The organism is Veillonella sp. T14073-2 (assembly GCF_002959875.1).
GTDB classification, from domain to species: domain Bacteria; phylum Bacillota; class Negativicutes; order Veillonellales; family Veillonellaceae; genus Veillonella; species Veillonella infantium.
Genome location: NZ_PPDC01000004.1, coordinates 132,533 through 154,121, shown reverse-complemented (window position 1 = coordinate 154,121; position 21,589 = coordinate 132,533). Strand labels below are relative to the sequence as shown.

The window sequence follows — 21,589 nt, the reverse complement described above, 5'->3', positions numbered from 1 at the left end:
CTATAATGTGGAAACATAGTCATAGACTAATTTCAACAACATAACTGTCGTTACCGACAAGAATACAACACGTACCAACGACGATCCTTTAGCAATAGCTAAATGAGAACCTAAATAAGCACCTATAATTTGTCCAACACCTGTAGCTAGACCGTACTTAATATTGACGTGACCTAGATACAAAAAAACAATTAATGATGCTAAATTACTAGTAAAATTCAATATTTTTGCATTTGCAGATGCATGCAGAAAATCAAAGCCAGTAAAGATAAAGCCCATAATCAAAAATGTACCTGTACCAGGTCCAATAAAACCATCATAGACACCAATACCAAGAGCGAAAGCCATGCAAATATATAGAGCTTTACCCGCTACTGCTGAGGTACGATTTATTTCGCCCCAATCCTTTTTAAATACCACAAAAAGTGTGACACAAACGAGTAGGACGATAATAATTGGCTTTACATACAAGGGTGGCAATGATACAACTGCTAAGGTACCAAGCATGGATCCTATAAATGTAAAGGGTAGTAATTTACGAACTAGAGAAAAATCAACCATATGATTTCGCAAAAACGTAATAGATGCACTGCCAGCACCAAAAATACTGGATAATTTGTTACTGCCCAAGGCCATACTCGGCGGAAGGTTGGTTAATAGCATAGCAGGAACAGAGATTAGGCCCCCACCACCCACAATGGAGTCTACAAAGCCGGCAAAAGCACCTGCTACAGCGAGCAAAACGAGAATTAGGATATCAAATGGTAAACCTGTTACCTCAATAAGCCACTCCATATAAACCTCCTACAGATAGCACATCAACGGTCGCCAAAAGGCCACCGTTGTCATGCTAGTTTATTTTATTTTGCACCTAGACGATCTAAAGCTAATGTGTATCCATCAGCACCATAGACTAAGCATCGTTTGACACGACTAATAGTAGCCGTGCTCGCACCTGTTTCTTCTACAATTTTTTCGTAGCTATCACCGGCGCGTAGCATTTTTGCTACTTGTAAGCGTTGAGACAAAGCCTTCAATTCATTAATCGTACAGATATCTTCAAAGAATGCATAGCACTCCTCTGTATTTTCAAGCGTTAATATAGCGGTGAATAACTCATCGTTTTGTTGACTTCTCAATTTTTCATTGATGCTCATAGGATCCTCCTACTTCTTATTCATCGCTTTAGACCAAGCATCACCAATCATTTGTACAACTTGTACCAAAACAATCAAGATGATGATGGTAGCAATCATAACATCAGCTTGGAAACGTTGGTAACCATAGCGGATAGCAATATCACCAAGGCCACCGCCACCGATAGCACCAGCCATTGCAGAGTAACTGATGAGGTTAACGATAAGAACCGTTACATTATCGATAATCGTAGGCAATGCTTCAGGTAATAATACTTTCCAAATGATTTGGAGTGGGCTTGCACCCATAGATTGAGCCGCCTCAATAACACCAAAGTTAATATCTTTAATAGATGTTTCTACAAGACGCGCTAAGAATGGTATTGCAGCGATTGTTAAAGGTACACAAGCTGCAGTTGTACCAATAGATGTGCCTGCCACCATACGAGTGAATGGAATGATAGCTACCATCAAAATGATAAATGGTATGGAACGTGTTGCATTGACGATAGCACCTAGCACCTTATTAAGCGCTACATTTTCTAAAATATGACCCTTAGAGGTTACTACCAAAATAACACCGAGAGGAATACCAAATAACATAGCCATGACCGTAGAGATAATGGTCATTTGCAATGTATCAAGGGTACCAGTTATGAGAAGATTAATGATTTGCTCTGACATAACCGATCACCTCGCTTTCAATTGGTAATGTTTTGATGTAATCTAGACCCTCTTGAGCATTTTCAGGGTCACCATTCAAGATAACGATAAGGCGACCAACGCATGTATTTTGGATATAGTCGATGCCACCAAAGAGGATACTTACATCGAGGTTAAAGCGTCGTACAAGGCCTGCTACTACAGGTTCATCAGTAGCTTGGCCTGTAAATTTAAGGCGTACTAATGGAGCTGTACCAGCAATCCATTGGTCATGTAATTCTAAATGCTCTAACGCTTCTGGCGGTAAGTTCTCACTTACTACAGAACTAATGAATTCTTTTGTAGTATTTTCACGAGGATGTGTAAATACTTCAACAGTACTACCTTCCTCGAGTATTACACCACCTTCGATAACCGCAACACGATCACAAATTTCACGGATTACGTGCATTTCATGAGTGATGAGAACGATAGTAAGGCCCATTTTTTCGTTGATATCTTTCAACAATTTCAAAATGGATTCTGTTGTTTGCGGATCAAGCGCAGATGTAGCTTCATCACAAAGAAGAACCTTTGGATTAGAGGCTAAGGCACGAGCGATACCAACACGTTGTTTTTGACCACCCGATAGTTGAGATGGATAGTTGTTCATACGCTCAGTAAGACCTACGATATCAAGAATTGGCGTAATGCGATCCTTGATTTCAGATTTGCTCAAGCCTTGTAATTCCAACGGGAATGCCACATTGTCATACACTGTACGAGAAGACAAAAGGTTAAAATGTTGGAAAATCATACCAATGTCTTTGCGTGCTTTACGCAAATCGGATTTGCTAAGTGTTGTTAAATCTGTACCATTGACGATAACAGAGCCAGATGTAGGAGCTTCAAGCATGTTGATGCATCGAATCAATGTGGATTTACCGGCCCCAGATTGACCGATAATACCAAAGATTTCACCTTCTTTAATATCAAGGTTAATATCTTTTAAAGCTTCCACACGAGTAGCACCTTCATAGACTTTACTAATGTGTTTTAATTGAATCAAAATAATGTCCTTTCTTAAGGTAAAAGTTTACCATGTAATGAAAGTAGATAACCTATTAAGGCAAACCTTCTTCCATCAACTTTTCTAATGCTTCGCGTAGACGAAGTGTAATAGCACCTGGTTTACCACCAGATACTGGATTTCTGTCTAGCTTAGTAATTGGGATGACACCACCAATTGTATCGGTAAAGAATAATTCGTCCGCATCATCTACAAAGGCGCGATCGAATTCTTTTTCGATAAGAGTAATACCTAGAGATGGTGCTACGCGGGTCAAAATCATTTGGCGCGTAATACCTTTTAAGATATGATTATCTGCTGGATGCGTATACAAGATACCATCTTTAACAGCAAATACATTAGATGTTGCACCTTCTGTGCAAACGCCATCACGGAATAACATGGCAGTATAAGCAAATTTCTTCTCCGCTTTAGTTTGTGCCAAAATATTCGGAATCAAGTTAGTAGTCTTAACATCTACATGGTCCCAACGCTCATCAGGTAATGCAATCGCTTTTACACCTTCACCCAATTTATTAACCTCATCCATATCCAAATTGCGGATAGACATGAGCATTTGTGGTTCAAGTTTAGAACGATCGTATGCATGATGGCGTGGCGCTACGCCACGAGAGATTTGCAAATAAATATAGCCCTCTTTGATTTCACTTTGCTCGATTAAAATTTCGTGCAATTCTGTTAAATCATCTGGGGTCATTTTTACTGGAATATCCATTTCACGCATAGAGCGATACAAGCGATCTTGATGATAAGACAATGCGAAGCAACGGCCTTTTACGACACGTACCACTTCGTATACAGAGTCACCAAATAAATAACCACGGTCATCAATACTGATAACTTTGGCACCTGGTTCAACGAACTCGCCATTAAAATATGTTAATTCTTGCATAGGAGCACCTCTTTTTCTATATCGTTACTCTATCAAGTAGTAATCATCATGGACTTATTATATCACAATTACTTTCAAATTTTCACACTTTACTTTGTGAAAGATACAATTTAGATATACAAAAATCCGCTAGGATGCCATAGTTAAAAACTATATCCTAGCGGATTACTACTAATGTCCCAATATAAATTTACGAATTGGTTTAGGCACATAATTGAGAGCGACTGTAGTTAAATATGACAGGCCTAGCGCCATAGCATACATGGCAAGTACATTGACCACTGTATAGAGGAGATTATATTTAGCCATCACGCCAGAGATGATCAACAACCAGAATGGATGTGCTAAATAAATACCGTAGGACTTATCCCCTATTTCTGACCAAGTAGATTCCATAGTCGCATTCATTGGTAAGGTTTGGAATAGGAACAAACTAAATAGTGTTCCTAGTCCAGTATAGAGAACACCCATTGGACTCATTTGATGAACTGTATAAATTGCTTCAAGCACTGTATAATGCCATACGTCCATGACATAGTAGTAGGATCCAAGCATCAACAACATAGAGCCTACTGCACTAGCACCTAACAAGTAACGATAACGCCACATGTATTCGCATACTGTTTCATATCGTTCGGCACATATAGCCCCCAACAGGAATATCCACACATAATGGATGACCCAATAGTTAAGTCTCATATCAAAAAGATATTTCAACACAGGGTTATTACTAAGATGTTCTGTTACCCAACGGCCAAGCATGTAAGATGATACATAATCGATAGCAACTTGGATAATAAATAGTAAGATCATCCAAAATACAGGTCGTTTTAAGATAACTTTCACCATAGCTCGCCATAGCGGCATCATCACGTAGAACCATAAGAGGATAACCATAAAGTATAAATGATACATAGACGTACCAAACAATAGATTTACCGCCAATGGCCCGGGATGTAAATTGCCTAGATTATGTGCCGTCAGCCCCGTATAGAGCAAGTAAAATAAAGACCACGTAATATATGGAAATAGCACCACCTGAATACGGCGGTGCATAAATTCCTTATATGAGAATGGTCCCTCTACAGATGTATGATAAAACAGTCCAAATGCAGAGAGGAAGAAAAATGCCGGTACCCCAAAGCGCGATAGAATTTCTAAGACGCTAATAAGTTCTAAATTTACAAAAGGATTTTGTAATGCATAAGAACCTACATGAATGCCGATTACACCGAGCATACAGAGGCCACGCATATATGTAATTTCCGGTAAAAATGCTTTTTTCATAGCCATTCCCTATTCATTATTGACCAGGTACAACAGCAGGTGTCGGCACAATGCGTAGACCTTGAGATGTAGTAGCTGGTTGTTTTACTACTGGAATTACAGATACTGTAGAGAGTTCAGTTTGAGTCTTTGCTGGTTTGACTGGCACAGCTTGACCATTAGCCTTAGCTGCAGCTTCTGCCTTAGCCTTAGCTTCCGCTTCCGCTTTAGCTTTTGCCTCTGCTTCACGTTTCAAACGCAATTCTTTTTCAAGCGGTACTACAGGTTTATCATAGATCGTAATATCTGTTTCGAATAAGCGGCCCCAAGGGAATGTAGCTTTTACTGTACGAGGGTCGACTTTAAGGTATTTTTCAGCAAAGTCTTGGATACGTTCACCTAAGTAACTTTCAAGACGTTCATTCAACTCGCCAGAGTAACGTACATTATCTGTGCGAATAGAGTCTTGCATACGGTAAATATCTTTACGGATATTTGCTTGGTACGCCCAGTTATCTAAGTATTGTTGAGTCAACATCTTACGGTGACCTTCTGGGCTCATAGTTTTGAGCAATACGCCTTGAGCAATGGCATAGCCTATCGTATTACTTGCTGTATTCCAACCATTATACGCACCGATTTTGTATAGCAAATCGCGCTTATACATAGCAGATACCAATGTATTATCAGCACCATTGTTATAAGCAATATCAGCAACACTGACGTTTACACCAGAATCAACAGCTTGTTGAATGCGATCTACGAAAGCATTAGTAGAATTAGAAATCATCGGGAAGTTCTCGAAACTTTCAGATTCACCAGTACTTGTAGTAAGTGGTGTATTCACGGCTAACAACACAGTTGGTTTACCTTGTGTCACCATAGTGCCACCTACGGCCTCAACGTGTTGTGCAATCGTTTTATCAACTGTTTGGTCTTCGTAACCTGGCAAAGTTTTACCGCCACCACCGAGTGGGTAAATTACGGAGAATGTAGGTTTTTCTGTACTTTCATCTGTACGAGAACGAGCCATCAACAATAGACCAAGTTGGTCGGCACCAGGGAAGCTACCATATTTCTCAGCAGGAATATCCTTAGAGTATTTACTTAAGTAACGACCTTCTAATGCAGATTGAGACAATTGAGATGTATCATCATGACCCAATGCAAAGTAATCGAATACACCACTACGAGTTTCATCGATTAATTCTTTGTTGATTTTCATATTTTTTTGACGGCGGTCAAACCAATCTTGTAGATATTCTACAGGAACAGAGGCTTGCAAGCTCATCAATTTTTGAGTTTCCTCTTGTGTTAAGGACCCAGAATCTAATTTATCTTGTAATGCTGCAATTTGGAAGATAGTAGGACCGTATTCAGCATAGTAAGCTGGCTCAGTACCGCCACCACTAGCACGCGGAGAACGCATTACAGTGCCAAAGCCATAGATACGAACCTTTTTATTACGAGCTTTTAAGGCTTCAATACGTTTCAAACGACTTTCCAATGTTGAAAGTGGAATATTATGTTTACGAGAGTCTACAAGGCCACCATAGATAAGAGTATCTGTACTCAATACCATCACATCAGCACGACCTGCATTTTGTTCAACCCAAGCCATAATTTGGTCAGCTTGACCTTGGTATGTCTTACCAGAAATCAAATTTTGAGGTGGCGTCAATATAGTCATACCTGCTTCACGAGCTGTATCTACAGTATATTGTAAGCTTACAGGGCGATCATCTTGAGGTACGTACAATACGGTTTCCGCATCAATTTTAATAGATGTACCAGTAGCGATGGCTGCAGCCATAAGTGCTACTTTCAACCATTTATTCGTCATAAATCAAATCTCCTTCTGTGTAGCGAGTACTCCCGACTCGCAAAATGAACTGTTATATAATACTCTCTTTTTCTGACACTTTTATGAAATGTTCATATGCTCAATAGTATAATTATATCATTTGACTATTATTTCGCAACCGGCTTGGTTTTTCCTACCTTAGGTAGACTCCAATTGTACTTGATGGCTAATAGACGGATAACGAGTACCACTGTGAAAGCACCATATACGGCCATACTATCCCAACTCGATGTGACCATAAGATAATAAACGATGCCTCCAATAATACTAGGCAAGGCATATACATCCTCTTTCAAAACAGATGGGATGCGTTGCGCCAACATATCGCGGATAATACCGCCACCAACAGCAGTGATTGTACCGAGCAATACAATAAAGATAGGCAACTCTGGATAGAGTTTAAAACCTGCAGAAGCACCTGTTACAGTAAATGATGCCAACCCTAACGCATCGGCCAACAAGTAACTAGCTCGACTACGAGGCCCCATCGCATGCTTACGATATCGACTGTTATAAATCAAGAACACGATAACAGTTACCACTAAAACAACAGTAACATACACTACATTTCGCAATGAATTCGGCGGAAAATAGCCGAGCAACACGTCCCGTACAATACCACCACCAATAGCAGTAGCCAATGCAAGAACAGTCATCCCAAATATATCCATCTTTCGGGCTACCCCAACGAGTGCACCGGATACAGCAAAGGCAATGGTGCCAATCATATCAAATATATACCAAATAATGTCCATAATTCCCCCAAATAATCTATTCGCATAACTGCGTACACTATGATAGACTTTATGTAAGATATTATACATGAAGAGGTATGCCAATGACAAAAGACATTACACCTATCGATATTGAAAATATGGATGAACGCACACGGGATGAGTATTTCATGGCTATCGCCATGGAAGAAGCTCGCAAGGCTTATGAACTTGGAGAAATCCCTATTGGTGCCATTCTCGTAAAAGATAATACAATCGTGTCACGCCACCACAATCGTCGTGAACTTGATCATGATGCAACGGCTCATGCAGAGGTCCTCGTAATCCGCGAAGCATGCGACATCCTCAAGCGCTGGCGGTTGACTGCTTGTACCCTGTATGTTACGATAGAGCCGTGTCCGATGTGCGCTGGAGCCATTATTAACAGTCGTATTGACCGTGTTGTATATGGTGCTAGCGATTACAAAGGAGGCGCTGTAGAATCGCTATTCAATGTGCTCTCTCATCCTGGTTTAAATCATGAACCAGAACTAGCATCTGGTGTGCTTGGTGATGAATGTAGCCAAATTATGAAAGACTTCTTTAAAGAGCGCCGTAAAGCACGGAGGAGTACCCAAGAGGCTGAAGGGTCCGCACTCGAAATGCGGTAGGTCGGGCAACCGGCGCGGGGGTTCAAATCCCTCCTCCTCTGCCATTCTTTTAAATGATAATATTTGCCCCATTTATTGCCCCATAACATTTTTCAAAATCATATAATCATCTCTTACACCTTGCTATATAAGCAGGGTGTTTTATTTTACGGCACTTTTCAGCATGCTAGGCAAATATATATCAATATCGCTACAAGTCAAAGCAATTTCTGTAGCTACTTTATTAAGTAATGCGCCTTTCGCAACGATTTTCCCCTTTATATAACGCAAAATGCTTTCTATGCTTTTTTCGCTAATTTATATTAATTTACTATTATTGTCCACTTATAGTTTTAATCATCAGCTAAACGGTATTTGAGTTGTATTTTTTAATTATATAATTACATACATTTATCATTATTTTTGCAATTATATGAGTTATAATAGATACAAATAAGTAGTTTAACATTTACCTTATATACACAAGGGGCAACTACCATGAAAAAATATTACCCTTATCTCATTACAGTGAGTCATATGATTAACGACTCCTGTCAAAGTGTGTTGCCTGCCCTCTTACCATTGTTCATTTATACCTATGGACTGAGCTTAGAGCAAGCAGGTTTTCTCATCTTAGCTAATACAGCATTATCATCATTATTACAGCCTTTACTAGGCTATATTTCAGACAAGATCAATCAACCGCGGCTCATTGCCTTCGGCGTTTTATTATCTGCATGTAGTACAGGTATGATGGGTTTTGTTACCTCTTATGAAAGCCTCCTCGTTTGTGCCACATTAGCTGGCGTTGGCTCTTCCATCTTCCATCCTGAAGGCGCGAAGATTATGAACCGTCTCGGTGGAGGCAAGAAAGGGAAAGCCATGGGTACCTTTGCTATCGGCGGCAGCTCAGGCTTCGCCTTTGGCCCACTCTTTGCAGGTGCTATCGCCTATACAGTAGGCCCACATGGATTAGCGGCTTTCACCGTAGTAGGTATTATTATATCTACTATATTGTTCGTACTAATGCCTCGCATCGTAGCTCATGCACGTACTATCGACCAAGCAGTAGCTACTGAAAATCCAACAGTGGCAGCAAAACCGCTGAAGAACTACTGGAAATACTTTGGCATCTTGTTCATCATTATCTTGAGCCAATCAGTAAACTTCCGCGTTATCAATGCGTTTATTCCGATTTTCTGGACTCGCGAGCTCGGTACAAGCCCAGAACAAGGCAGCTTTGCCTTAACTGTATTCTTTAGTATCGGCATCTTCATGACCTATATTGGCGGTCTATTGGGCGATAAATATGGTCCTATCAAGATTATCAGACTATCCCTATTAGTTTGGTTACCTGCTATGTTCCTATTAACAGAGGTGCCAACCTTCTCACCACTCATCATGATGCCTGTAGCCTACTTGTTACTACTCATGATTGGTGCTGCTAAAGCGATTAGCTATAGCCCAGTTATCGTACTAGGCCAAACCTACCTCGCTAAAAGCATCGGCTTTGCATCGGGCATTACCCTCGGCGTGAGCCAAACCATCGGTGGCGTCATCGCACCTGTAGTAGGTAACCTAGCAGATACCTACTCCCTACCAGTCGCTATGATGACGCTTGTGCCATTCCTCGTAATGGGCCTTGGGGCATCATTGATACTCAAAGATCCTAAAAAATTACAATAATTACAATAGAGAAAAGCCCCCTTACGGGGGCTTATATAGTTAGCTAAATTAGTGTTTTAGCATTTCATTCAAGATAACTACGTCCGTTTCTTTCATACCTTGAGCCACAGCACCGATACTACGGATAGTATCATCAACGGAGTAGGCTACAAGGCCATCGCCTTTTTGGTAGTTCTTGTTAAGGCGAGCTTGTTTATATCCCATAAAGGCGCCATCAAGGGAGATAGCAATTTTACCTGCGCAAGATGGTTTTGCTCCATCGCAAACGATACCGGATAAGCTGGCAAGACCATTTACAAGTGTATTCTCGATGATATCCTTGCTATCACCTTTCAAGAAGGCAATACCGGCTACACTTACCACACCGGCAGATACAACGCCGCAATATGCGGACAATTTACCAATACCAGATTTAACGTACAGTGTTAACAAGTTAGCAAAGACTAGCGCTCGATATAATTCATCATCACTTTTACCAAGTTCCTCGGCAGTCGTAATAATTGGTACAGATACGGTTAAACCTTGGTTACCAGAGCCAGAGCAGATAACTACAGGCAATGGACAACCGCTCATGCGCGCATCGGATCCAGCCGCTGCACGAGCTTTACATTTCGTTTCTAGAGACGGGTTTTCTTCATCCAACAACAAGAGCTGTCCAATATTGGAGCCATAATCATTAGACAAACCTTCTCGAGAAATAGCTGTATTGTATTCTACTTGTTGTTTGATTTGAGGAATGATGCCAGAAATATCTGCCGTTTTAGCAAATTCGTAAATGCTATCAAAAGTCATAGCATATTCAGTTTTAGCCGCTTTCTTGATTTCATTGGACGTTTCAGAAATAATCTCACCATCTACAGCAACATACGTTACATTCGTGTGATTATTTTCAATACGAACTACAGCCGTATGTTCATCTGTTTCAGCAGTGATTTCGATATAAAGATTATCTACACCTTCAGCGAGTGAGACCGTACAGAAGTTAGCATTCAACAATGTGCCAAGCCATTTACGATCTTCATCTGTAGCAGATTCTAGTACCTCTAGCTCACGCTCAGGATGACCTACGATGGCACCAAGGGTAGCAGCCGCTTGAAGGCCCTTTCGTCCACCAGAGTTAGGAATTACTACGGATTTTACATTTTTAATAATATTCGCGCTGCATCGTGCGTGAATATGATTAGGAAACTCATCTAAAACAGAGACTGCCTTCGCAGCCGCATAAGCCAATGCAATCGGCTCAGTGCACCCGAAGGCAGGACGCATCTCTGATTGTAATAAGGAAATATAATCCATCTTATACTTCCGCAATAATTTCCACTTCTACCAAAGCACCCAATGGAAGGTCTTTTACGGCTACGCAAGAACGAGCTGGTTTAGAAGTGAAATATTTAGCATACACTTCGTTAAATGCTTTGAAGTCAGCGATGTCAGCCAAGAAACAAGTAGTTTTAATAACTTCAGAGAAATCAGAACCTGCTGCAGCCAATACAGCATCAATGTTTTTGCATACTTGTTCAGTTTGCTCTACGATACCGCTTGCAACAATGGAACCAGTTGCAGGATCGAGTGGAATTTGACCAGAAGCGAATAATAAACCGCCTACTACTTTAGCTTGGGAGTAAGGACCTACTGCTGCTGGAGCTTTGTCTGTGTGAATTGTGTTCATAATAATTCTCCTTTAAAAATATAATAAAAAATAATATAGATCATTCTAATGCCGACATACTCACATTAGTAATTACCTTGTATATGACATACTCTGTGAAAGTATATCTATAACAAATTATTTAATAGATTTGAAGGCATTGTCAAATATCGTTTTGAAATAATCCCGCTGTACATCAGTTGTTACACCTACGTATAGTACCGGTTTACCTGGCTTTAACACAAATGCAGCATTTGCATAAAGCGGAGTTTGTACATTTCCATCTGCATATAACAAGCGAGAACTTGCTGCATAAGTTTGATATTTTGTACCAGCCACAGGATGTACTTGTTCCGCATTTTCTACGGTAAGCGTTCTAGGTTTTATAAGCAGTTCACCTGACCGAGTCTTAAGATTAGCATAGCGTTTCGGATCATTTAAAGGTACTACAGTTGTAGTAGTTGGAATTTGCTTGTTAATAGCACCTAACATGAGTTGTTCTGTAACAGGGTCAATTTGACCTTTATCTAGAGCCGCCATAGCCGCTACAAACATAGGATCATTAGCTTTGTCCTTAGCCACTTGCTGTGCAATTTGTTTAACATCTACAGCTACTACTAACGCATCCTTTTGACCTGTTTTGTCAGCACCTTTTAATTGGTATACGTCAAAAGTAGTGCCAAAGTTTTGAAGAAGCTCCTTGGCCATCATATTTGCCATTGAAGATTTTGAAGGATTCTCATTCAATTGTTTTTCTACAAAATCACGTGTATTTGTTTTAGATGCAGAAACAACATTTACATTGTTAGGCACTACCATAGAACCTGCAATAGTTTGCACATCCTTAGCAAAACCTACGCCAGATACAGTACCTAATAAACAGGCTGCACAAGCCAATACTTTCAAAGATTTCATATTATTTACCTCCCTTGAGAGATTGTGTTTGATACATATGATTCAACTCATTAGCCCAATAATCATAGCTAGAATCATCAGATGATAAAATCTGTAAGGATACCCCTTTATCTGTAGGAACAGCATAACCAATCAAAGCATAAGAATTTCTAAAGCCATCATAGCTAAGACCACCACGCAAATCGCCTGTTACAGCCGTACCATAACGTGTTTGAACAGGTTTATATCCTACATGAGTTGCATCTAGGCTCACTTGTTTTGCCATAAAGTCTACATAAGAACGGACCTCTTCTTTACTTTTAGGAGATAAATTCTTTTCTGTAGCAAGCATTTTATCAAAGGCACCCATAATGTAAGTAGGTAACTTGTCATTTAGCATCTTCAAATCTTTCGCTAATTTAGCACCTTCAATAGTATTGCCCTTCAAGCCTTGTAATTGTTGTTGAGCCTTCTCTTTAGAGTAGGAATCTACATATTTAGAGATAGAGCTTTTTATTTTAGCTTTTTCTGCGTCTGGAACCTTTTCTAAAATAGTTTTATTCATATTAATCACTTGATCTATAGCATTTTTAGAATAGTCTACAACAACTAACTGCCCTACATGGTGACCTTGTTTGTCAGTTCCTTGTAATTGATAGAGGGAATAACCATCAAGAACATCCCCTTTCATCGGTTCAACAGAAACACCAGTTTGTGCTTTCACAGTATTATTAACCACATCAATAGCAGTTTTATTTGTCATTTTAAGAAAATTATTTTCTTCTTGATTACGCAATTTAGGATCAGTGGAAATATGCATAACCTTAGCTACCTTCACTGTAGGAGACGTATTGCCATACAAACCATAACCTAAATCTACTGTATCAGCACATGCCACTGCACCCACGCCAACAGTCAAGCACGTCGCACAAGCCAATGTCATCATTTTTTTATTGAGAGCTCTCATAAGACACCTCACGATTTAACAATACATAATGTATACTATGTTAGATAGATTATTTATATTAGTAACTTACCATATAAATGGATTATTCTATATGGCTACAAAGCTTATAAAATAATAATCTATACTGCATATACTAATTATTATACTATATAGAGATGTATAACTGTATAGTGTAATTTACAACCTATCAGTTCTGCTATACAATACTTAAATAGATATGTAAACATAGAGTATGAGAAATAGAAAGGAGTGCACACTTGGTGTGCTTTTATTATGATACAAGAAATAATTCCACTCACTAGGCCTCGTACATTAGCGGCCGCTTTAGGGCCTACCATTTTAGGTGCAGCCTTTAGTTATTACGCATTTGGTGCTGTAAAGGGTACCGGTCTCGCCATTTTCCATACGATTTTAATATTTTTAGCTGTTGTAACAGCTCAAATTGTTGCTAACTTATGGAATGAATATAAAGATTTTAAATCTGGTCTCGATGCGGGGCAAAAGGTCGGCAATGCTGGCTCTATTACTCGTGGTGCCATCACACCTGAGCTCATCGTTACCATGATTAAGGTACTCATGGTTGTACCTATTATCATCGGTCTTTACCTATCGGCAACTATCACCTGGTACTATATTCCATCCGGTTTTCTTTGCATTCTCATCAGTTTTCTCTACTCTGGTGGGCCAAAACCAATTTCTCGCACACCATTTGGTGAAATTTCCTCTGGTATCGCTATGGGTTTTGCCATCGTCCTCATTACGGGTTATGCATGGACGCGAGACTTATCTTTAGCATTATTAATCCCTGCTATTCCATCTACATTGCTCGTTGGTTCCATTATGCTCACGAATAACATTCGTGATATTCGAAATGATGAAAGCCATGGTCGTCGTACATTACCAATCGTATTGGGTCGTGAACGGGCCCTCAGTTTAATGAGCATCACCTACCTATTCAACTTTATTTGGATCCTTGCATGGATCATCGTAGGTCATATGACATGGTTCTCACTCTTCGCCTTTCTTGCAGCACCACTAGCTTTCAAAACAGTACATACCTTAAGTACAAAAACAGATGAGTTCCTACTCGACAAAGCTATGGGTACAACTGCAGGGGCTGCAATGATTTACCAAATCATGTGGTCCATTGGCCTTATCATAGGTAAATAAGGTGGAACCATAGATACAATTATTAGCAAATAAGTGTTTACCAATACGTACATACATTAAATATAGTTACATAAAATAAAGAGAGATTTCCAAATACTATCAACTATTTATAGATGTTAGTTTGGAAATCTCTTTTTGGTATAACTTCAAGCTATGGAGAACTCATAATAATTCCTTCTTGATAGATAGGAAATAATTTAGTACTATAAATGTAATATTTTATATGAAATGATTGTAAAAGGAGTGTATCTAATGAGAAAATTTTTAGCATTAGCAGCTACTGTAATCCTTGGCGGTGCTTTATTGATCGCTGGTTGTGGTAATGACAATAATAAACAAGCTGCTAACAACGGTAAACAAGTATTAAAAATTGGTGCTACTGCAGTACCTCACGCAGAAATTTTGGAACAAGTTAAACCTATCTTGGCAAAAGATGGTATTGATTTACAAATCACTGAATTCACTGATTACAATACACCAAACCTTGCTTTAGGTGATAAAGAAATCGATGCAAACTTCTTCCAACATGTACCTTACATGGATGAATTTGCAAAAGCTCACAACCTTCCACTAGTATCTGCTGGTGGTGTTCACCTTGAACCAATGGGCTTATACTCCCGTCAAATCAAAGATTTAAAAGATCTTCCTAAAGGCGCTAAAATCGCTATCCCTAATGACCCTACAAACGGCGGTCGTGCATTATTATTATTGCAAAAAGAAGGTCTTATTACATTGAAAGACTCCAGCAATATCTTGTCTACAATTCAAGATATCACTTCCAATCCTAATGGTTACCAATTTGTTGAATTAGAAGCAGCTCAAGTACCTCGTTCTCTTGACGATGTAGCTTTAGCAGCTATTAACACAAACTATGCATTAAATGCAGGTCTTAACCCTGGTAAAGATGCATTGGCAATCGAATCTAAAGATTCCCCTTACGTAAACATCGTAACTGTACTTAAAGGCAATGAAAACGATCCTCGCATCAAAAAATTGATGGAAGCTCTTCATACCCCTGAAATCAAAAAATTCATTGAAGAAAAATACAAAGGTGCAGTTGTTCCTGCATTCTAAGGTATACTAAAGAGAGACCACATAAGTGGTCTCTTTTTTATTGTCTTAGCTTGTCGCCTTAACTTATAGTCTAAATTTGTTGTTTTAGCTTATTGTTTTAACGTGTAACTACATGCTATGTGCACCAAATCTAAAAGGTAATAGTTCATCTAGCTCAACTACTGTATAATCCCCTTTCAGATTTGCCATAATAATATAAGGTATTTCAAATTCAGATATTACTTGACGACAAGCCCCACAAGGCGAACAAGGCCCTTCTGTATCGGCTACTACCACAAGGGCTTTAAACCTTTTATGCCCTTCTGATACAGCTTTAAATATAGCAGTTCGTTCTGCACAGTTCGTTAAGCCATAGGAAGCATTTTCTATATTGCAACCTTCATAGATTCCCCCATCCTCACACAGAAGGGCTGCACCTACTCCAAAATGGGAATAAGGGCTATAGGTTTTCTCACGCGCTACTATAGCATGGTCAATAAGATTTTGAATTTCTTGTTCCGTCATATGGATCTCCTTATTCCACCATATCAAGAATCGTATCTACCACCACTGGTGCTGTTTTACCAAATGTAATGGCCTCTAAATATGTTTTGGCTGCATTTACGAGCAAGCTTTCATCAGAAGCATACAAGGTAGCAATACTTTCACCAGCTGTAACAGCATCACCGGTTTTCTTGTGCATTACTATGCCTGCACTATAATCAATAGGTCCATCCTTAATGGTGCGACCAGCTCCAAGCATAACAGATGCAATACCACATTGTTCTGTATTCATATGTGTAATATAACCGTCTAGAGGCGCTGTAACCTCATAAGTAAATTTTCCGATAACTAATAAGCTTTCATCATCAAGAACTCGGCTATCTCCACCTTGGGCATCAATCATCATATGCAATCGTTCAAGAGCAGCTCCCGAATTAAGGGCCTCTTGTACGCGACTAAGAGCTGTTTCATAATCACAAATTTGGCTCAACACAAGCATATGAGCTGCCATGATAAGACATTCATGAGTTAAATCCTCTGGGCCATGACCTTTCAAGGTGTCAATAACCTCACAAATTTCCAAAGTATTACCAATGGCGTGACCTAGTGGGCGGTCCATATCGGTTAAAACAGCCTTAACAGAACGACCATTTTCCTTACCAATATCTACCATAGCTTTTGCCAATGCGCGAGCATCATCCAGAGTTTTCATAAAGGCGCCACTACCAACCTTTACATCCAGCAAAATGGCTTGTGCACCAGAGGCTAATTTTTTACTCATTACTGAGGATGCAATAAGTGGAATACTATCTACAGTACCTGTTACATCACGCAACGCATAGAGTTTTTTATCCGCCGGAGCTAAACCATCAGACTGTCCGATAACGGCAAGTCCTATTGTATTAACTTGATTAATAAATGTCTCTTGGTCCAATGACACCTTTAGATTTGGTATGGATTCCATCTTATCGATAGTGCCACCTGTATGACCAAGGCCACGGCCAGACATTTTCGCCACCTTGCCTCCGCAAGCCGCCACAAGGGGTGCAATGATAAGCGTAGTCTTGTCGCCTACACCACCGGTACTATGCTTATCTACAGTAATGCCATTAATACTAGATAAATCTACCATATGACCTGATTGAGCCATAGCTAAGGTCAAGGTCCCAAGCTCTCGAGCGCTCATGCCATTAAACACAATGGTCATCAATAAGGCACTCACTTGATAATCTGGAATGTCCCCATTCACATAGCCATCGATAACAAAACGGATTTCTTCATCTGTTAACGGTAAATTTGCTCGTTTTTTCAGGATAATATCATATATACGCATAGTTACACCGCCATTCTAAGAAACCACCTAAGCACGGCCTAGGTGGTTTTCTATTATACTTCTTCGTCTAAGTGATCTTTTAGTAGTTCTACAGCTGCACTGGCACCAATACGGCTACAACCTTCTGCAATATAAGCTTTCATATCAGAGATAGAACGAATACCACCGGCAGCCTTAATTTTTACATTAGGGCCGATGTGTTTTTTAAAGAGTTGAATATCTTCAATACTAGCTCCACTGCTACCAAAACCTGTAGATGTCTTGATATAGTCAGCACCACCGTCTGTAACACATTTACATAGGGCTACCTTTTCAGCATTAGTTAGATAACAGGTTTCGATGATAACCTTTAAAATTTTATCTCCACAAGCCTCTTTTAATGCCTTAATTTCAGATGTAACAGCCTCAAAATCGCCTTGTTTTACATTGCCAAGGTTTATGACCATATCAATTTCAGAGGCGCCTTCTACAAGGGCTTGCTTTGTTTCAGCTACCTTCACCTCTGTCGTTTCATAACCTAAAGGGAATCCAATAACAGTGCATACATTAAGCTCTGGATACGATTCATGAGCAGAAGCCACAAAATCTGGCGGAATACAAACAGAGGCTGTATTATAAGCTACCCCGGCTTCACAAATCTCTTTAATGTCTTCCCATGTAGCTGTTGGACGCAATAATGTGTGATCCACATAAGATAATAATTCTTTACCTAACATAGTGTCTCTCCTTACTAAAAGAATGACATTTGCTCTGGCTCAGGTTCTTTATGCAAAGCCTCTTGAGCAGCGCGATTTTTGTCATCAATAAATGGTTCTAGTGGTACACCTGTAGCCTTCAATAAATCTGGCAAGCTATTAACGCCCTTAACTTTAGCTGCCTCTAATACAACCTTAGCACATGTTTCCGCATCATCTAATGCGTAGTGATGTTTAAACTCGACTCCGATGTATGCAGCCATTGTATTTAGCTTATGGTTTACTAAATCTGGCCATACTGCACGTGAAAGTTTCACCGTACATGCATAATCAAGATCGGGCCAAGGGATTTTATAATAATCTAGTGTAGCACGCAATACATTCATATCGAATTTTGCATTGTGAGCTACCATGATATTGCCTTTTAAGTGATTTTCGTAGATAGCATTCCACAATTGATCAAATGTTTTCTCGTGGATAACATCCTTTGGTTGAATGCCATGAATTTCAATACATTCATCATCGAAGCTCATGAATGGTGGCTTAATAAGGCTGTATGCCTTTTTGGTAATCTGTCCGTCCTTTACGGTAATAACCGCTAAGGAGCACGCACTATTTTTAAATTTATTAGCTGTTTCAAAGTCTAATGCAACAAAATCTAACATAGGACTCCTTTCAAATCTATATATTTTAAACTCTATATATAAGAATTATATTCATTTTCTCCATTTATTATAGCATGAAACAGTCTATAATCTACTATTCAAGGGTGACTAATAGTCACCTCTTTCACATCAAATTTAATTGACAGATGGGCCCTCTGTATGTGAAAATTATTTAGATATATATGTAGTATGGAGGTTGCAAGATGGCAGATGACAGATTAATCGTTGCCCTTGATGTATCCACAATGGATGACATGAAAGAAATCGTAACATCCCTTGGTGATGCGGTTAGCTTTTACAAGGTCGGTATGGAGCTATTCTACGCCGAAGGAGAGCAAACAGTTCGCTTTTTACAAGAGCATAACAAACAAGTATTTCTTGATTTGAAATTGCATGATATTCCAAACACAGTAGCACATGGCGTATCTTCTCTAACACGTTTGGGGGCTAACTTGATCACTATGCATGGTCAAGGTGGTCCAGTTATGATGAAAGCAGCTGTACAAGCAGCTCGCGAAACAGCTGAACAATTAGGTGTTGAAAGAGCTAAATTGTTGGCCATTACTGTGTTAACTAGCTTTGATGATGAAGCGTGGACATCTACTGGTGGACAATTGCCTATTTCCGACCAAGTTATTCGTTTAGCGAAACTCGCTAAAGAATGTGGTATGGATGGCGTTGTATGTTCCGCATTAGAAGCTAAGATGATCCGTGAAGCATGTGGTGATGATTTCCTCATCGTAACACCTGGTATTCGCCCTTCCTTTGCAGCAACAAATGACCAAAAACGTATTGCTACTCCTGCTAGTGCATTACAAGATGGCGCATCTCGCCTCGTTATTGGCCGCCCTATTACACAGGCTGAAAATCCTCGTGAAGCAGTTCGTTTAATTATTGAAGAAATGGAGAATGTATCCAAATGATGACAGAACAAGAAGTAAAACAATTATTGATCGACACTCAAGCTATTTTAGAAGGTCACTTCCTTTTGACATCTGGACTCCACAGCCCAATGTACGTTGAAAAATTCAATGTATTGCAACATCCTAAATACACTGAAACTCTTTGTAAAGAATTAGCTGAACGCTTCCGCGACCAAAATGTAGAACTCGTTATTGGACCTATGACTGGCGGTATCTTACTTGCTCACGAAGTGGGTAAAGCTCTTGGCACACGTGCGATTTTCACTGAACGCGAAAAAGGTGTTATGACATTGCGTCGTGGCTTCAAAATTGAGCCAGGCACACGCGTACTTATCGTTGAAGATATCGTAACTACTGGTGGTTCTGTACAAGAAGTAGTAAATGTTGTAAACCAATCTGGTGGTGAAATCGTAGGTGTAGGTTTGCTCGTTAACCGCTCTGGTGGTAAAGCAGAATTCGGCGTGCCTCACGAAAAAGTACAAGCATTGCTTAACCTCGAAGTTCCTACATACAAACCTGAAGAATGCCCTCTTTGCAAAGACGGCGTAGCTATGACAGAACGTGGTTCTAAACACATCAAATAAAATTATAAACAGATACAAAAAGAGCTCCTTCACTGAGGAGCTCTTTTTGTTTGTGTGTAGTTATTGTGTGTAAGAGAGAGATTCTGATACGAATGTATCACGTAGAGTGTATGGCTCTACAGTGGCCATGAATGCACTTTCATGACCACGTCTCTATTTAGTGTTCAGAGAGAGAATCCAATAAGAGTATTATTGGTGTTGTGTAGTTTGTGATGCGCCTTGCTCCATTGGTGGTTGTGGAGCATTGCCATTAGGCTGTTGAGGTGGTTGGCCTTGTGGTGGCATTTGATGATTATGACCTTGTGGTCTCATTTGATGATTTTGGCCATCTGGTCTCATTTGGTGATTTTGACCTTCTGGTCTCATTTGGTGATTTTGACCTTCTGGTCTCATTTGGTCACCATCAACATGTGGAGGCATATTATCATCTTGATGATTCATTGGCATATGCCCCATTCGATGTTGACCATGCATTTGATTATTTTGACATTCTGATGGCATATCACCTTTTTTATCTTGGAAATTGTTTGCATCATCATGATTTCGTTCTACTAACAAGTTCATCTTGATTGGCTCATTATTATTTTGTACGTCATTAGTAGCAGCAAATGTTACACCGCCAATCCCAAATGCTGCGGTTAATACTGTAGCAATTAAAAGTTTTTTCATATTTTTACCTCTATCTAATATTTAAATACGATGAAATCAACGATATCCTCAGATATATCTAACTCTATATCTGTTAATACCTTTAAAATATATAAATCTATATTAATAGTTTTATATATTTTATTGAGCTTGTGTCTCACCATTAGGTGCTTGTTCTGAAGCATTACCATTAGGTTGCGAACCTTGAGGTGGTTGGCCTTGAGGTGGTTGGCCTTGTGGAGACATTTGACCATTTGAGTGCATATGTCCACCATTGTTTGGCCCCATACCGCCTTGAGGCATCATTTGATTTTGACCATTTTGATTCATATGCTCACCATTGTTTGGTCCCATACCATCTTGAGGCATCATTTGATCATTTCCATCCATCATATGTTTATCCATATGCATATTAGGACCATCATGTCTATGTGGTTTTCTAAACTGTTGTTCATTCATTTTCATCCATTCGCCAAAATTTGGTAGATCATTTACAGCAAATGATGTACCTGCCCCAACAGCACAGATTACTGTTAGAATGGCAGCAATTATAATTCGTCTCATAG

At 39.5% G+C, this 21,589-nt stretch carries 24 protein-coding genes and 1 tRNA gene; 7 read left to right on the top strand and 18 right to left on the bottom strand.

All coding sequences use genetic code 11. From position 1 onward, the window contains the following. The 8 genes from VCHSUH04_RS03250 to VCHSUH04_RS03215 all read right to left on the bottom strand — a co-directional run bounded on the left by VCHSUH04_RS03250 (position 1) and on the right by VCHSUH04_RS03215 (position 7,645). On the bottom strand, positions 1–795 hold the full coding sequence (locus VCHSUH04_RS03250; RefSeq protein ID WP_105085330.1) for a TSUP family transporter: 795 nt from the start codon (positions 793–795) through the stop codon (positions 1–3). Between the two features lie 65 nt (positions 796–860). Then, positions 861–1,157 (bottom strand): YerC/YecD family TrpR-related protein, encoded by a 297-nt coding sequence (locus VCHSUH04_RS03245; RefSeq protein ID WP_004693609.1) that lies wholly within the window; start codon positions 1,155–1,157, stop codon positions 861–863. 9 nt (positions 1,158–1,166) lie between these two features. Next, on the bottom strand, positions 1,167–1,820 hold the full coding sequence (locus VCHSUH04_RS03240) for a methionine ABC transporter permease (RefSeq protein WP_105085329.1): 654 nt from the start codon (positions 1,818–1,820) through the stop codon (positions 1,167–1,169). Continuing rightward, on the bottom strand, positions 1,801–2,847 hold the full coding sequence (locus VCHSUH04_RS03235; protein WP_105085328.1) for a methionine ABC transporter ATP-binding protein: 1,047 nt from the start codon (positions 2,845–2,847) through the stop codon (positions 1,801–1,803). Before VCHSUH04_RS03235 ends, VCHSUH04_RS03240 begins: the two co-directional genes overlap by 20 nt. A gap of 55 nt (positions 2,848–2,902) precedes the next feature. After that, entirely contained in the window at positions 2,903–3,760 is an 858-nt protein-coding gene (locus VCHSUH04_RS03230; protein ID WP_105085327.1) for an aminotransferase class IV, read from the bottom strand. A 171-nt stretch (positions 3,761–3,931) separates the two neighbouring features. Next, complete coding sequence (locus VCHSUH04_RS03225; protein ID WP_105085326.1) at positions 3,932–5,053, bottom strand: acyltransferase; 1,122 nt, start codon at positions 5,051–5,053, stop codon at positions 3,932–3,934. 10 nt (positions 5,054–5,063) lie between these two features. Then, positions 5,064–6,869 (bottom strand): DUF4127 family protein, encoded by a 1,806-nt coding sequence (locus tag VCHSUH04_RS03220; RefSeq protein ID WP_105085325.1) that lies wholly within the window; start codon positions 6,867–6,869, stop codon positions 5,064–5,066. A 128-nt stretch (positions 6,870–6,997) separates the two neighbouring features. Further along, the gene (locus VCHSUH04_RS03215; protein WP_105085324.1) at positions 6,998–7,645 is read right to left on the bottom strand and encodes a trimeric intracellular cation channel family protein; all 648 of its coding nucleotides are present in this window, start codon (positions 7,643–7,645) and stop codon (positions 6,998–7,000) included. A gap of 83 nt (positions 7,646–7,728) precedes the next feature. Here VCHSUH04_RS03215 and tadA point away from each other — a divergent pair, with 83 nt between their 5' ends. The 3 genes from tadA to VCHSUH04_RS03200 all read left to right on the top strand — a co-directional run bounded on the left by tadA (position 7,729) and on the right by VCHSUH04_RS03200 (position 9,939). Next, on the top strand, positions 7,729–8,274 hold the full coding sequence (tadA, locus tag VCHSUH04_RS03210; RefSeq protein ID WP_199176430.1) for a tRNA adenosine(34) deaminase TadA: 546 nt from the start codon (positions 7,729–7,731) through the stop codon (positions 8,272–8,274). Next, positions 8,228–8,318: transfer RNA gene (locus VCHSUH04_RS03205), tRNA-Ser, on the top strand. The genes tadA and VCHSUH04_RS03205 overlap by 47 nt, the downstream gene beginning before the upstream one ends. 433 nt (positions 8,319–8,751) lie before the next feature. After that, the gene (locus tag VCHSUH04_RS03200; protein WP_105085323.1) at positions 8,752–9,939 is read left to right on the top strand and encodes an MFS transporter; all 1,188 of its coding nucleotides are present in this window, start codon (positions 8,752–8,754) and stop codon (positions 9,937–9,939) included. A 48-nt stretch (positions 9,940–9,987) separates the two neighbouring features. Here VCHSUH04_RS03200 and VCHSUH04_RS03195 read toward each other — a convergent pair whose 3' ends face one another. From VCHSUH04_RS03195 to VCHSUH04_RS03180, 4 genes are all read right to left on the bottom strand, one after another. Then, entirely contained in the window at positions 9,988–11,235 is a 1,248-nt protein-coding gene (locus tag VCHSUH04_RS03195) for a serine dehydratase subunit alpha family protein (protein ID WP_105085322.1), read from the bottom strand. A gap of 1 nt (position 11,236) precedes the next feature. After that, complete coding sequence (locus VCHSUH04_RS03190) at positions 11,237–11,608, bottom strand: RidA family protein (RefSeq protein ID WP_105085321.1); 372 nt, start codon at positions 11,606–11,608, stop codon at positions 11,237–11,239. Between the two features lie 117 nt (positions 11,609–11,725). Then, positions 11,726–12,502, bottom strand: a complete 777-nt coding sequence (locus tag VCHSUH04_RS03185; protein WP_105085320.1) for a hypothetical protein — start codon at positions 12,500–12,502, stop codon at positions 11,726–11,728. Position 12,503: 1 nt separating this feature from the next. Beyond that, positions 12,504–13,448 (bottom strand): hypothetical protein, encoded by a 945-nt coding sequence (locus tag VCHSUH04_RS03180; protein ID WP_105085319.1) that lies wholly within the window; start codon positions 13,446–13,448, stop codon positions 12,504–12,506. A 273-nt stretch (positions 13,449–13,721) separates the two neighbouring features. On the opposite strand from VCHSUH04_RS03180, the gene menA reads away from it, so the two are divergent. Both menA and VCHSUH04_RS03170 read left to right on the top strand, forming a co-directional pair. Further along, positions 13,722–14,618 (top strand): 1,4-dihydroxy-2-naphthoate octaprenyltransferase, encoded by an 897-nt coding sequence (gene menA / locus VCHSUH04_RS03175; RefSeq protein WP_105085318.1) that lies wholly within the window; start codon positions 13,722–13,724, stop codon positions 14,616–14,618. Between the two features lie 252 nt (positions 14,619–14,870). After that, positions 14,871–15,692, top strand: a complete 822-nt coding sequence (locus VCHSUH04_RS03170; RefSeq protein WP_105085317.1) for a MetQ/NlpA family ABC transporter substrate-binding protein — start codon at positions 14,871–14,873, stop codon at positions 15,690–15,692. A 108-nt stretch (positions 15,693–15,800) separates the two neighbouring features. On the opposite strand, the gene VCHSUH04_RS03165 is transcribed toward VCHSUH04_RS03170, so the two are convergent. The 4 genes from VCHSUH04_RS03165 to VCHSUH04_RS03150 are packed head-to-tail and all read right to left on the bottom strand — an operon-like array spanning position 15,801 to position 18,868. After that, complete coding sequence (locus VCHSUH04_RS03165; RefSeq protein WP_105085316.1) at positions 15,801–16,196, bottom strand: cytidine deaminase; 396 nt, start codon at positions 16,194–16,196, stop codon at positions 15,801–15,803. A gap of 10 nt (positions 16,197–16,206) precedes the next feature. Beyond that, the gene (locus VCHSUH04_RS03160; protein ID WP_105085315.1) at positions 16,207–17,508 is read right to left on the bottom strand and encodes a pyrimidine-nucleoside phosphorylase; all 1,302 of its coding nucleotides are present in this window, start codon (positions 17,506–17,508) and stop codon (positions 16,207–16,209) included. 53 nt (positions 17,509–17,561) lie between these two features. Continuing rightward, positions 17,562–18,224, bottom strand: coding sequence for a deoxyribose-phosphate aldolase (gene deoC / locus VCHSUH04_RS03155; RefSeq protein WP_105085314.1), 663 nt, complete (start codon positions 18,222–18,224; stop codon positions 17,562–17,564). A gap of 14 nt (positions 18,225–18,238) precedes the next feature. After that, positions 18,239–18,868, bottom strand: a complete 630-nt coding sequence (locus tag VCHSUH04_RS03150; protein WP_105085313.1) for a 3'-5' exonuclease — start codon at positions 18,866–18,868, stop codon at positions 18,239–18,241. 203 nt (positions 18,869–19,071) lie between these two features. Here VCHSUH04_RS03150 and pyrF point away from each other — a divergent pair, with 203 nt between their 5' ends. Further along, positions 19,072–19,791: an orotidine-5'-phosphate decarboxylase gene (gene pyrF, locus VCHSUH04_RS03145; protein ID WP_105085312.1), complete on the top strand. Its 720-nt coding sequence runs from the start codon at positions 19,072–19,074 to the stop codon at positions 19,789–19,791. After that, entirely contained in the window at positions 19,788–20,375 is a 588-nt protein-coding gene (gene pyrE, locus VCHSUH04_RS03140) for an orotate phosphoribosyltransferase (RefSeq protein ID WP_105085311.1), read from the top strand. The genes pyrF and pyrE overlap by 4 nt, the downstream gene beginning before the upstream one ends. Before the next feature lie 189 nt (positions 20,376–20,564). Here the strand turns inward: pyrE and VCHSUH04_RS10205 are convergent, their stop codons facing one another. Together VCHSUH04_RS10205 and VCHSUH04_RS03130 are read right to left on the bottom strand one after the other, a co-directional pair. After that, positions 20,565–21,044 (bottom strand): transcriptional regulator, encoded by a 480-nt coding sequence (locus tag VCHSUH04_RS10205; RefSeq protein ID WP_146104563.1) that lies wholly within the window; start codon positions 21,042–21,044, stop codon positions 20,565–20,567. A gap of 120 nt (positions 21,045–21,164) precedes the next feature. After that, complete coding sequence (locus VCHSUH04_RS03130; RefSeq protein WP_105085310.1) at positions 21,165–21,587, bottom strand: transcriptional regulator; 423 nt, start codon at positions 21,585–21,587, stop codon at positions 21,165–21,167. Positions 21,588–21,589 lie beyond the last annotated feature (2 nt).